Genomic DNA, 13,556 nt, shown 5'->3' with positions numbered 1-13,556 from the left:
GTCTTGAGTTAGTCAAACTATGACGCACTCGATCAAAGTATGAATTAAAAAATCAAATAAAAAATATATACTTAAAATATAAATTTAAGTTCTGAGATCAGAATGAGTCAAGAGTCATCAAAGGTCATCACTCGTCAATGGATGATTATTCAGTTTTTATTAAATAGTAAATATGTGAGTACAACTGAGATCGAAAAACATCTACTCAGTAAAGGTATAGTGACGACTCAGCGAACTATTCAAAGAGATTTAAATTTATTGGAAACATTATTTCCTTTGGAATGTCGCCGTGATTGTATGCCTTATAATTGGCGATGGAAAAAAGTGGAACAGTCCGTTAAGGGACTGAGTTTATCCCAGGCTTTAATTTTAAGGCTTGTAGATGATCAGTTAAGTGATATTTTACCCAAACATACACAGCAAGAATTATTGCCATTATTCCAAAAAGCACGATTGATTACATCAAATGCTGTTTATGAAGATGATGAGGCAAGTCTACTTGATATTTTGATTAAAGATCGAAAACGAACAGTTGGTTTAGTACAGTCTTCGATAACTCAGGAACTAGCTTTAGGAGTTACTCATAAAGTCACAAAAATCTATCAAGATATTTTTAATACTGAAGATCGTGAAATCAAAAAGTCCTTAAAAATATTAACCACATTACTTGAATCATACGAAATGCCAGAATTGGCGAATGCTTTAAAAAATTAATTTTAAGAGAGTTAAAAGAGATGTTTAAAACCCAGCAAAATATACAAACACATATTCCAGAACTTGAAACTTTATTTCAAAAATATGATTTATCTGTTGAGCCACTTATTCAGCTAAAATCAAATGTTGAAAATTTTAAAGTTCGTGTGCCATTGATTGGGGCATTTAGTGCTGGTAAATCATCGTTAATTAATGCCTTGATTCAGAAGAAGCTACTTTGTGTCGAAATCGACCCTGCTAGTAATTTAGCGACTGAAATTAGTTTTTCAGAAGATGAAGTTATTAAAGGCTTTAAAGCGAATAACTTTGTTAAAAATTTGACAGCACAAGAATTAAAAGACCAAGAGTTTTTAGATCTGATGCCTGATGGGCATATTGAAGTACAGCTCAACCAAGCATTTTTGCAATCTCTTCCTCATTTATGTTTAGCAGATTTACCGGGCTTAGACTCAAAATCTGATGCTCATATGCAAGCAATCCATCATTATTTAGGGCGTAGTCTGGCATATGTAATTACCGTAAGTAGTGAAGAAGGAACGTTAAAGGATAGTATTAAAAAGTTTCTAAAAGAATTAGCACTGCATAAAGCACCTGTTGTTGTGATCATTACTAAAAATGATAAAAAAACACCTGAAGAAATAGTCGCGATTAAATCGCAAATTAGTGAACAAGTACGATCATTATTACCTGAAGGAAATTATCTAGATGTTGTATCTGTATCTTCGAAAAAGAAAGATATAGCTGAAGCCATTGAAGCATTTCAAAAATTAGAAAACTTGAGTGAAATGCGATTTAAAGAGACAGTTGTACCGCAATTCAATCGAATTATTGATGATATCGCATCACATTTAACTATTCTCTTGAACCAAGAAGATTTGGATACAGATGAATTGAAAGAAAAACAACAACAACTGATTGATGAGACAGAAAGTTTTAAGCAAAAACTTTCTATTGAATATCAAAAGATGAAAGAGCAAGTTCCTTCAGTTTTAAATAGTGTGGTTGATCATATTCGAAATCGCCTTTTAGGTGAGACGGATCAATATGCAACGGCTTTAATAGGTCAGAATAATATTGAGAGTGATTTAAGTTACAGTGTAAGAATGGCTTTAACTGAAGGTATGGATCGCTACTTCAAACCATTGGTTGATAAATATATTCACCGTATTGAAACAGATTTACCTAGTCTTATCGTTAACCAAAACTTTCATTTTGAGCAAGAACAAACTGGCAGTGCCGTATTTGATCTTGGATTGACTGGAATCACAGGAATTCTAGCTTTTGTATTAAAACGATTCCCTTTAACAGCAATGCTTCTTCCTGTGGTTACATCTATATTTAAAGCATTTATGTCTGACTATAATCGTGACCAACAAAGAGCAGAGCAGAAAGAAGCTGCACGTGATCACGTTCGAGGAAAAATTATTCCGCAAGTGGTTGAGCAAGTGCAGATCAATTTAGGTTCTATTTTGCAAGAACAGCTTCATACCGTTAATCACCAGGTAGAAGATCAAATCAATAATAAAGTCACCCAAGCTCAACACTCAATTTCTATGTTAGAAGAACAACTTAAGCAAAATACTGAAGAAAGAGCGGTGCTACATGCAGCATATCAAAGTGATTTAACAATCATTCAAAATATGCAACAACAATTAGAATCTTAAGGAATAAACATGAATAAGCATGTAGAAATTACTCAAATGTATGAAGGTTTGAAGCAATATTTTAATAATAACCTAGGGCTTTTGAAAAAAGAGAATGTTTTAGCTCATGGTCAAATAGGTCTAGATTTTATCCATGAAATGGAGAATTTTTATAAGTTCTGTATGTTACCTGAACTTGCAGATAAGGTTATTGTTGGCGTTGGTGGCGCATTTAGTGCAGGAAAATCTAGTTTCTTAAATGGTATCTTAGGTCGAAAAGTTTTGAGCGTAGCGATTGATCCAACGACATCTATTCCAACTTATTTGATACATGGTGAGCAACAAAAAATTGAGGCTGTGCTTAAAAATTCGCAGCAATTAGATTTGAGTCTGGAACAATTCAAAAACTTAACGCACCATGCTGAACAAGAGTTACATGAATTAGCAGTAAATATTGATTTAATTTTGTTAACTCAACCTGAGCAGAGATGGCCAAATTTAGCGTTTTTAGATACCCCAGGCTACAGTAATCATGAAGATATTGAGCAAGGCCTGTGTGATGCACATATCGCTAAAGTTCAGCTTAATGATGCACAGTGTTTAATTTGGTTGGTCTCAGTCGATCAAGGGGTTATTTCTCAAAGTGATATCGATTTTTTAAAAACAATTCGCTCAGATATTCCTAAATTAATTGTGATGAGTCGGGCTGATAAGAAATCACCTGATGACTTAACAGAAATTAAAAAACTCACTAAATATACTTTAGCTCAGCATCAGATTGAGGCAGTTGATGTATTAGTACTTTCTGCCAGACAACCAGAAAAATTTGATCGTCATTTATTAGATGATTATCTAGCGCAATGGAGCTCAAAAAGTCAAGAATCTCGTATTATCGAAAACTTTAATCAGTATTTCGATGCGATGAAGAAACATCTTGCCAATAAGGAGGGAGAAATAGAGATAGAGCGATTTCAAAGAAAGTTATTTGAAAAAATTTATCAATTAGCAGTTTATGCAAATATCGATCTTGAAGTGCAATGGCAAAAATATTTAGCTGTACAAGCCAAAATTGAGCAAGACAGGCAAGATAAGTTAATTGCATATAAGGCTGAACTGGAACGTGAAGCGTTAAAAATAGAAGAAGAGAAACGTCTACAACAAGCTAAGCTTGAACATGAAAGGGAAATGCTAAAAGCCCAAGACTTGATGGCTAAAGCAGAGCAACTTAAACAGCAAGTAAAAAAAACCGAGCGTCGTAGTTTGGAGCAGATTTTAGAAGATGCTCAGGATGAGATTAGTCGGCCGAGTGCTGGTATTTATGTCATTGATGATGTCTACAGTATCCGTAAAAAAACTGAAAAAGCCATTAAGTCTTATGCTTATGAAGGCGATGGTGAGTATGGGAAATATAATGATGATCCTCTCGTACTTGTTGACACGACAACATTATTTAAAAATGCAGAGAATGGGCTGTATCTGACTTATTCAGAGCTTTATTGCAAAGATATACTGTCAAAACGCTTTGTGATTCGCTTAAGTGACATTCGAAGTATTCGTTTTGATAAAAGTGACTCTAAGCTCAGTATTAATGGTAAAGAAGTATTGTATGTGCCTCAGGATAATTTAAAAGGGCCGATGGTGAATTTAGTCACTGCATTGAAAACTTATATTGAGCAGTAATTATGACAGAGAAAGTTTACAATTTTGACCTGAATGGAAGATATCAATTACTTGCTCAAGCATCTTATACAAAGGCAAATGATTCTGAATATGTGAAATTGGTATGGGAATTAAAAAGCTTAATTGAACAGAATTTAGTTCAATTAGCTTTAGACGGTTGTCCACCTAACTTTCCTGAAATTTTAAAAATGTTTCAATTGGAGCTAGATCGTTTTGAAGCATTTTGTGTTTTTCCATATTTAGCACAAAAGAATGTAATAGGCGTAGGAGGGGCTTTTAGTGCAGGGAAGTCTAGTTTTCTGAATACCTTGCTAGGACGTAAAAAATTAGTCGTACAAGTTGATCCGACAACATCTGTACCTACTTATTTGATGTCAGGTGACCAAGAAAAAAGCACTGCGATCAATATTTTTAATAGAGAAATTAATTTAAGCGAAGAAGATTTTCTTTCGTTTACACATGAGGAATATGAACAGTTTGGAAGTGAAGTATCAGGACTTTTGAAATCTGTAGTTATCCAAGATATTTCATTTAAGTGGAATAATTTAGCGTTATTGGATACACCTGGATACACTAATACAGATGAGCAATTTAGTTCAGAAAGGACTGATGCAAAAGTAGCTTTTAGTCAGCTCAATACTGCACATTTTATAATATGGGTGGTTTCGGCCACCAATGGCACCATCAGTGATGAAGACCTAAATTTTCTGAGTGAACTTAATCCATCGATCCCTAAACTGATTATTCTTAGTAGAGCAGATTTAAAACCAAAAGAAGATTTAGCATCAATCAAAAAACTAATTTTAGAACTGACGCAGAAAAGAGGTATTGAGGTTCTTGATGTCATATTCAGTTCTGCCCGTAAAAGAAAAGAATATCCTCTAGATCAGGTTGAAAATCTTTTAGATGAATGGAATGAAGTAAAACGTCCTATATTATTTGCACAACATTTTAAAAAGCTGTTTTTGCAATACGATCGTTATTTAGATGAACAACTTCGTCTAGCACAGATGCAAATTAACCGAATTAATCGTATCGCAACGCTTTCAGATATTCCTGAAATACTTAATGATGTTGATTCACTCAAATTTATGATTCAGGAAAAATTCAGACAAGTCTCATGCTCAAAAGAAACTTTAACAATTCTGCAAAAGCAATTTTTTGACCAATTAAACTGTATTGGAAAAAAAGTTGGTATACCTTTGCCAGAGCCTGATGAAATTGAATTAATTGAAGTTAGACATGTAGATTTAGTACCTGTACTGAAAGAAATTTTAGTAGAACAGGCTACGCACCTCACTCAAAAGCACTCAAAATGGGAACTACTTTCTATTGATATGCCAATCCCAAATACTCAGAAATTATTACGTCAAACACCAAAAAATACTCAGCCAATTTGGTCCAATTTAATGGCTTAAGGAAATAGAAATGAATTTGAATACGTATTTGCAACAGTTAGATTTAGCCAAATTAGATTTGCAGCCTTTGAATGATCATTTCATTGCAGAACAACTTAATGAACAAGAAAAAGAACTTTATCTCACCATGATTAGTTCTTTTGTATTATTGGATGATCTAACAGAACCTAGAACACGCTTATTTCAACTGTATTTACATGCCTGTAAGACACAACATCAACAGGGTAAAATTTTTAATCTGGCACAAAATATTTCTAAAGATCAAATTAAAGAATTCATAAAACTGTGCTCTGCAAAAGATTTGGTAAACTCATTTTTTATAGATGCTTTTATTTTTTTGAGACTAGATACACCACTCAATGATCAGAAAAATATTTTGCTTAATGAATGGATCAGTTTATTTCAATTAAAAGAAAATGATTTGACTCAAATTCTGTATGTGGTTTGCCAAGTATTAGGAATACAGCATAGCTATGAGATTCAGTCTACATTTAGCTTAAAGCATGCCAATTTATGGAAAGAATATCTGCTCCAAGAGCTGACAATAGATAAGCTAAAGAAAGGCATCTCACAAGGTTTTTGGATTGTAAGAGAGAACCTTGATATTAATTTCAATTGTGAGATTGGCAATGCAAACTTATATTTTGAAAATGATTCAGTCTTAAACTTTAATGAAGGTGTTAAAGTAGAATTCATCAAGTCAAATTTTGAAAATCCACTATTTAATTTTTATAAAGTGGATCATTTAAAAATTAATGAATGTAAAATTATTGGGCATTATGACTCTGAAAGAAAATTAACAGTCTTGAAAATTAATGAATTTGAAGATGAAAATTCATATTGTGAAATAAAGAATAGTTATTTTGAAACAGAAGATGCTCAAACTATATCTGTAATAGATAATAACAATTCTTTATTCTTTTTAAGAACTGGACGTGAAAATAAGAAGAAATTACTTGTTGAAAAGTGTACTTTTGATAAGTGTGGTAATGAAAAATTAGTAGGTGGAGCATTATTCTTTAATAATATTAATTTTAAGGTCAGAAATACCGATATTTTTAATTGTAAAGCATTGGTTTCGGGTGGAATATATACATCTGACTTGTATCAGGATTCTTTAGAAGAAGTTCACTTCAAAAATTGTTTATCTAGCCTTTATCAAAACTCAACATCCTTAAAAAAAATAAATGAAGTTAGCTTCAATGGTAGTGGTATTTTAATTGAAAATAGAGAAAGTTATAGATCAGGTGATTTTATTCGACTAATGAGAAGCTGTACATTTGAAAATTCTAATTTATTTATGGCATGTTATTCTAATGGTAGAACATTTGATAAATGTAAGTTTATTGATAGTATTTTAGGGCTTAAAGATTATTATGATCAGGATCATGAAACAAATCCTTGTGAATTTATAATAGTAAATAAAGAGTTAGAAAGTGGATTCAAATATTTACCTAACTTTAAATTTGATCCACTGCATATAAGTACCCTTGAATCTCAATTATCTGATTTACCCAAAAATCATCTATTTGGTGGTTAAAATAGTACGTCAATCTATGACCTAGTCACTTTTTTCTAGGTCATTTTTCAATAAAAATCAGCTACACTCTGCTTATAAACACTTGATATTAAAAAAGAGCAGGGTATGTCAATTCAACAGCATTTAGAACAACTTTCTAACTTGTGTCAGAACTTACAGGTTTGGGGGAAAAGATTCGATAACAACGAAATTTCAAATGTTTTTCGTTTAAAAGAAACTTTACAACAAGATATTCAACGCTTTGAACAAGAGCAACAAACTTTAAATATCGCGATTATGGGGCAAGTGAAGGCTGGAAAAAGCAGTTTTTTAAATGCGTTGTTGTTTGATGGTAAGCCTGTTTTACCAACGGCTGCTACACCTAAAACAGCCAATCTCACCCGTATTAGCTATGGTGCTACACCTGCTTTAGAAATCGAATATTATTCGAAAGAAGAGTGGGCTGATTTAGAAAAGCTGTCTCAAGAAACTTATGAATCTGAGTCTGTCAAAGTAGCCAAAGAACTGGTTGAAATGGTTGATAAAGTAGGGCTTGATGTGAGTGTTGCTTTAGAGCAACAACATCAACGTATTGACGCAGCTTCACTTGATGAGTTAATGCATATATTAAATCAGTATGCAGGCAATGATGGTCAATACACAGCATTAGTAAAAATGACTCGTCTATATCTGCCTAATGAAGAATTGAAGGGTTTTGATGTTATTGATACCCCAGGAATGAATGATCCTGTTATTAGTCGAACACAAAAGACCAAAGAAGAAATGGCACGTTGTGATGTCGTATTCTTTTTATCACGAGCAAGTCAGTTCTTAGATCAGTCAGATATTGATTTATTGACTGAACAATTACCGCAAGGTGGTGTGGAACGCCTTTTCTTGATTGCAGGACAATATGATTCAGCGATTCTAGATGATGGTTTCAATCAAGAGAGCTTAGCGGATTGTGAAAGTAATTTACAACGACGTTTAAATAAACGCGCAGTAAAAGAGTTAGGTGAGTTAGCCGAGAAGAAACGAAAAGCAGGTCATGAACATTTAGCAAATTTGCTAGAGAACCTAGTGAGTCCAATTGTTTCGAGTACTTTTGCTCATGGATTTGCAACATGGGATCCATCAACATGGGATGCTTCAATGAAACATGTTTATCAGGAACTGAAAGCAACAGCAGATAATGATTGGGACGGATATCAACTTACACAGCAGGATTGGCAACGTATTGCTAACTTTGATGCTTTGAAAGAAAAGTACCAAATAGCACGTATTGAAAAAAATCAGATTTTGGAGTCGAAGAAACAAAGTTTGTTACCTAAAGCGCAAGAAAAGCTTGATGAAACCTTAACTGATCTAAGAGAAACTGTTGAAGGTCGTATCATCCGTTTAAATACTCAAGATATTTCCCAACTGACTGAATCAGAGAAGCAGTTAGAACAACGTATACGAGCGATTTCATCTAAGCTTGAGCAACATATTAGTACTGAACTAACAGCAATTCAAAAAGCGAGTAATAGCATTGCTCAGGAATTGCAAAAATCAATTCAGCAATATACTCAACTCACCACACGTACTGGTTCTGAAACACATGAAGAGGCTTATGAAGTCAGTACATCAAAATGGTATAACCCATTTAGTTGGGGTAGTTCAGAAACTCGCTATCGTGCATACACAACAAATTATGAATATTTATTTGCATCAGATGCGGTAGAGCAAATTGCACAGTATGCTAGAAATTGTAAGGTTGATATCCAATATCACTTCAATGATTTAATTCGTCCTAGCCAATTAAAGCTAAATTTACGCCGAGCTTTGGTCAATGAATTAAATACAGCTCAAGCAGATTTTGATGCAAACCAATTTAAAAATGTGTTGGATGCAGTCATCCGCCAGTTAGATTTACCTGAGTTAAAGCTAGAAATTGGCGATCCGACGCGAAAAATTAGCCAAAACTTTAGCGGTCAAATCAGATCCAGTAAGGATATGCAGAAATTGAAGCAAGCCTTACATCAATCTTTGCAGGAAGTTTTTAAATTATTGAATGAACAATTTAAAGCATCAACAAAACAAATTGAGCTCAATTTGATTGATACACAAAATCAACTTGCTCACAAAATGACGCAAGGCTTAGAAAAAGAACTTGAACAAATAAAGCAAGACTTCGCAGAAAAGCAAAAAGCTGTGCAGGAATATGAAGCATTAAAAGCGCTAATTACTGATGAAGCTTTAACAAAAAAGATTGCCTAATTTGACTAGGGAGAGCCGTTATATGCTCTTCCTGTTTTTACTGTATGTTGGACACTATATTGAATGAATACATCTGAATTATTTAAAAAAATTAAGCGCATTCAAAGTCAACTAACACAGGGTTTAGTTGAACGAGAACAGACGATTAAGTTGACTTTACTTGCTGCTTTGGCAGGTGAGCATATTTTATTAATCGGCCCACCTGGTACAGGGAAAAGTTTAGTTTCACGTAGATTACATCTCGTTTTTCAAGAAACTCCCTATTTTGAACGGCTCTTGACTAAATTTTCTGTACCTGAAGAACTGTTTGGTCCTCTGTCGATTCAAGCTTTAGAAAAAGACCAATATATACGTCTAACTCAAGGCTATTTACCTCAAGCATCCATCGCATTTTTAGACGAAATTTTTAAAGCCAATAGTGCCATTTTGAATGCATTGTTAACGTTGTTAAATGAACGTGAGTTTGATAATGGTGTGCTCAGACAAAAGGTACCTTTGATTTCAGTTATTGGTGCAAGTAATGAATTACCTGAAGATGGTAATCTCAGTGCCCTATATGACCGTTTCCTATTTCGACAATATGTTGAACCTGTCAGTAAGTCGGGGTTTAAGCAGTTATTGACGATGAAAGCGAGTGAGGAAGCATTATCTGTTGAGCAACTGTCGTATGACGAACTCAAATATATTCAACAGCATGCTAAAAAGGCGGAGTTATCTGCTGAAGCATTACAGTTTTTAATAGAACTACGAAAATGGTGTGCTGAAAATCAGATTCAGGTATCAGATCGTCGTTGGCGTAAAATTGTTGGAATGTTACAAGTCTCAGCATATACCAATGGGCAAAGTCAGGTCACAATTTGGGATTGTTGGTTGGTTCAACATTGTATTTGGGAAAAGCCTGAACAGATTGAATTGGTCGCAGGCATGTATGAACAATATTGTGGTAAATCAGTTGTAAACCTACAAAATTTACTTACGGTTGTTGATGTATTAGAGAAAGAAATTTCAAATATTCCTGATACTAAAACAGCAATGTATCAGAACAAATCTACAGATATCTGTATTCCTGAAAGTATCCTAAAAGGTGTGATAAATCGTTGGCTAGTGAAAGAAAATGAGTTTTGTTCAAAAGACAAACCTATATGTGAAGTACGAATAGGATTACAAACTACAGGTTTTCATACTCGATTAATCAAAGCTCCATTTGATGGGATTCTAGTTAAGAAAAGTAAATTGGAAGCTCAGATAGTAAAAGGTAATGATGTTATCGGAAGTTTTCAGTAATAGAAAATTAGTAAATTTATTGAATTTAATTGGTTAATTAAAAGATCTGGAATATTAATATGGTCAAAAGTTTTTGGGATTCAGTAGGAAAAACTAGTTTTATTTCATCAGTAGTTAATAATTCTAGTTTAGATGATACTGTTTGGATGAAATTTAGTGGTAAAACAGAAAGCTTAGCAAAAAAATTGGCTGCATATTATAAAACAGATAATCATATAGAGCATGTCTTACAACAGCTTCAAGATTTTATTAATGCAATGAATAAAAATCTGAAACCGAGTGATGACGAAATCTTTAATGCAATAGTCCATGCATATATTACAAAAAATAGCCAGTATCCTGAAAGATTTGATACATATATTGCAATGCAATATTTTAATCAGGCAGATCAAAAGAAAGAGGATTTGAATGGAAAAAGTTCAGAATGGTTTAACCAAAAAATCAGTGAAGTTGATAAACATTTGGAGCGTATTAGTCTAGTCAAACTTCAACTCACAAAAAATCTAAAGGAACTCGAAAGTCAAGGCGAAGGACATTTATGGATTGATCATGAATTTATTGATCCTGCTTTAGATACCTTAAAAGGTAGCCTTGCTCAGGTGCAAGACATTGAAAATCGTATGTTGGTTTTAAAAGCGACGTATCAAGACCATCAGGGTTAATCTATGATAAATACTGTTGCTGCTGATTATTTAGAAGATCAATATGCCTTTTTGGATGATTGTCCTTCTGAGCTTTTAGAAGAAGTGATTTGTTCAACTGTGGGCACGCTTGAAAAGCGTAGCGAAACTATGCAGCGATGGTATAAATACTTCATGATGGGGGAAATTCCTCCAAATCCTGAGTGGTTACCACAGCATATTGCTGATGTTGTTCAACAGCAAATTGAGCAGTCAGGCATCGCACCTTTTTTAAAAGAACAGCACGAGTTAACGATTGAATTTTTAAAACATGTCATCTTGCAATGGCAAGTCATTCAATCAGAATATCAAGAAAAACTGCAACAATGGTTGCAGGATAAAATAGCGAATGCAAAACAAAGCAATGAGCTTTTTGATCCATCAACATTAGAGCAAAACTTTGATTTTGATTACTCAGGCGATTTTGTTATTCATCAACAATGGAATGAACGAATAGAGGCATGGAAGCAGCTAAACAGTGTATTTGGTGATTTAAGCCAAATGCTTGGTCGTGACGTAGATATCACTAAAGGTATTCTTAAACATCAAAATTGGAAACATATTGAAAGACTCCAAGAACTTTTACAGCGTATCTCTGAATTTAAAGAGATTGTAAACGCTTTAGGACGACTGCAAGAAAGTTTAGATAATGAAGATGAGCTAGAAAGTTTTTTTGAAAGCATTTCTCGTGCTGTAGAAGAGATTCAAGAAAAAATCGTTGATTATATTCCTGAAGAAATGTCTGGCATTGAGCGTAGTGGTAGCATTAATCGTATGTTACCTCAGGAAGCCTTATTTTTAGGTCATCCAAAACTGAAAATGTTATGGCATGCCAAAAGATATGAACAAGCATTGTTAAGCTATCGAGTTCAAGGTATCGAGATTGACAAAACTTGGGCGGATATCAGTGAACAAGTGGAAGTGCAAAAACCAAGACCTCGGTTTGATCGTGGACCTATTCTAGTGGTTATCGATACTTCAGGCTCTATGAGTGGAACGCCAGAGCTTATCGCAAAAGCATTGACTTTACAGGCTGCTAAAATTGCTCATGCAGAAAAAAGACCCTGTTATTTATATGCCTTTGGTGGGCAGGGGCAAAGACTCGAACATGATTTAAAGTTTACTCAAGATGGTATTGAAAAATTATTAGAGTTTTTAGGCTATTCTTTCGGTGGTGGTAACGATATTGAAACCATTGAATATGCTGTGAAGCGACTTGAGCAAGAACAATGGAAAAAAGCCGATGTGATGATCGTGAGTGATGGAGAATGGTCAGCATCCTCTCATATTGAAGAAGTTGTGAAATCATCTACTGTGAAAGGAACACGCTTTCATGGAGTACAAGTTGGTGGTTATGGGCAAGGGTTGAAGCAATTGTGTGATAATGTTCATCATTTTAAAAGTTGGCAAAATATTTTTTAAATTAAAGGTACTGTAGAAATAATTATTACTTCAAAGCTTAATTAGGTTTTAACAAATACAAGTGATCGAGATACGGCTTTAGCATATGTATAGCCTAGTGATCACGTTAAAGGATCATTTTTGCATCTCGAAAAAGTATAACTTTTAATATGTGTACCATATGGTATGCTAAATTAATATTCTATTTAAAAAATATAATAAAAACAATGTTGTAATACTAATGCATCATTGGAGTGTGTGAAGATAGATCAGCCATGATTTCTGTCATGTTCATGCAGTTGAAGTCCTTTAATTTGAAGCGTAATTTAAGTGTAAGTATGTGACTAGCTTATTTTACGCCATCTTAGTCAAATTAGTGAACCTGCATGTCATTGTTGCTCGCTCTCTAACGAGTCGAACATCGAGCGGTTTAAGCTTTTAAATGGATAATATTCAATTGATCTGGTGTGTTAGTGAGCACACAGCCATAAAAAATATCGCCCATAAAATCTAAACCGACAGTTTCAAAAATGATATCGCATAGCTCAAAGAGCTTAGCTGTTGAAAATGTATGATTTGCGAAGTTAAAAGTGAAAATTATTGTGTCATTTGGCTGAATTTTACTGAGTTTTTCGTGTAATTCATCGTTATAAAAAGCATCGAAATTTGATTGTTTTCTATGGATTCATTTAGAAAGTAGTGCATGTTGTAACATTATGCTTTGCATGGTCTTATTTCTAGCTAAAAGCCGTACTTTGGAAAAACTTCATCACAATCAAAGTAAAAAAAGCCATCATCTTTTCAGATCATGGCAAGCTATTATTCAAACTCAGAGATGGATCCGTAAATTTGAACAACTCCTATAAGTGATATTCTGCTCCTCAAATGATGTTATAAACATCAATATATGGAGTATTTTATGGCACGTAGACCAAGAAGAAATCATTCAAATGATTTT

The 13,556-nt window shown here is 33.8% G+C and carries 9 protein-coding genes; all 9 read left to right on the top strand.

The annotated features are described in order from the left end of the window. Positions 1–102: 102 nt before the first annotated feature. The 9 genes from FTT74_RS07175 to FTT74_RS07135 all read left to right on the top strand — a co-directional run bounded on the left by FTT74_RS07175 (position 103) and on the right by FTT74_RS07135 (position 12,619). Positions 103–714: a hypothetical protein gene (locus FTT74_RS07175; RefSeq protein WP_179988788.1), complete on the top strand. Its 612-nt coding sequence runs from the start codon at positions 103–105 to the stop codon at positions 712–714. A 20-nt stretch (positions 715–734) separates the two neighbouring features. Further along, entirely contained in the window at positions 735–2,378 is a 1,644-nt protein-coding gene (locus FTT74_RS07170; protein ID WP_179988787.1) for a dynamin family protein, read from the top strand. A 9-nt stretch (positions 2,379–2,387) separates the two neighbouring features. After that, entirely contained in the window at positions 2,388–4,037 is a 1,650-nt protein-coding gene (locus FTT74_RS07165; protein WP_179988786.1) for a dynamin family protein, read from the top strand. A gap of 2 nt (positions 4,038–4,039) precedes the next feature. Continuing rightward, positions 4,040–5,455, top strand: a complete 1,416-nt coding sequence (locus FTT74_RS07160) for a dynamin family protein (protein WP_179988785.1) — start codon at positions 4,040–4,042, stop codon at positions 5,453–5,455. A gap of 10 nt (positions 5,456–5,465) precedes the next feature. Continuing rightward, positions 5,466–6,995, top strand: coding sequence for a hypothetical protein (locus FTT74_RS07155; RefSeq protein WP_179988784.1), 1,530 nt, complete (start codon positions 5,466–5,468; stop codon positions 6,993–6,995). 105 nt (positions 6,996–7,100) lie between these two features. Continuing rightward, on the top strand, positions 7,101–9,233 hold the full coding sequence (locus FTT74_RS07150; protein WP_179988783.1) for a dynamin family protein: 2,133 nt from the start codon (positions 7,101–7,103) through the stop codon (positions 9,231–9,233). Between the two features lie 63 nt (positions 9,234–9,296). Further along, positions 9,297–10,517 carry an AAA family ATPase gene (locus FTT74_RS07145; RefSeq protein WP_179988782.1) on the top strand — a complete coding sequence of 407 codons (1,221 nt, stop codon included), beginning with the start codon at positions 9,297–9,299 and terminating at the stop codon, positions 10,515–10,517. 59 nt (positions 10,518–10,576) lie between these two features. Further along, on the top strand, positions 10,577–11,179 hold the full coding sequence (locus FTT74_RS07140; protein ID WP_179988781.1) for a hypothetical protein: 603 nt from the start codon (positions 10,577–10,579) through the stop codon (positions 11,177–11,179). Between the two features lie 3 nt (positions 11,180–11,182). After that, entirely contained in the window at positions 11,183–12,619 is a 1,437-nt protein-coding gene (locus tag FTT74_RS07135; protein ID WP_179988780.1) for a VWA domain-containing protein, read from the top strand. The last annotated feature ends 937 nt before the right edge of the window (positions 12,620–13,556 follow it).

This window comes from Acinetobacter sp. YH01007 (assembly GCF_013420425.1).
Lineage (GTDB): Bacteria > Pseudomonadota > Gammaproteobacteria > Pseudomonadales > Moraxellaceae > Acinetobacter > Acinetobacter towneri.
The sequence above is the reverse complement of the archived record's forward strand: the minus strand, read 5'-3'. Positions and strand labels throughout refer to the sequence as shown.

Bases quoted from the DNA above. Each gene is read 5' to 3' on its own strand.
- FTT74_RS07175 (WP_179988788.1), top strand. From the start codon at position 103: ATGAGTCAAGAGTCATCAAAGGTCATCACTCGTCAATGGATGATTATT.
- FTT74_RS07170 (WP_179988787.1), top strand. From the start codon at position 735: ATGTTTAAAACCCAGCAAAATATACAAACACATATTCCAGAACTTGAA.
- FTT74_RS07165 (WP_179988786.1), top strand. From the start codon at position 2,388: ATGAATAAGCATGTAGAAATTACTCAAATGTATGAAGGTTTGAAGCAA.
- FTT74_RS07160 (WP_179988785.1), top strand. From the start codon at position 4,040: ATGACAGAGAAAGTTTACAATTTTGACCTGAATGGAAGATATCAATTA.
- FTT74_RS07155 (WP_179988784.1), top strand. From the start codon at position 5,466: ATGAATTTGAATACGTATTTGCAACAGTTAGATTTAGCCAAATTAGAT.
- FTT74_RS07150 (WP_179988783.1), top strand. From the start codon at position 7,101: ATGTCAATTCAACAGCATTTAGAACAACTTTCTAACTTGTGTCAGAAC.
- FTT74_RS07145 (WP_179988782.1), top strand. From the start codon at position 9,297: ATGAATACATCTGAATTATTTAAAAAAATTAAGCGCATTCAAAGTCAA.
- FTT74_RS07140 (WP_179988781.1), top strand. From the start codon at position 10,577: ATGGTCAAAAGTTTTTGGGATTCAGTAGGAAAAACTAGTTTTATTTCA.
- FTT74_RS07135 (WP_179988780.1), top strand. From the start codon at position 11,183: ATGATAAATACTGTTGCTGCTGATTATTTAGAAGATCAATATGCCTTT.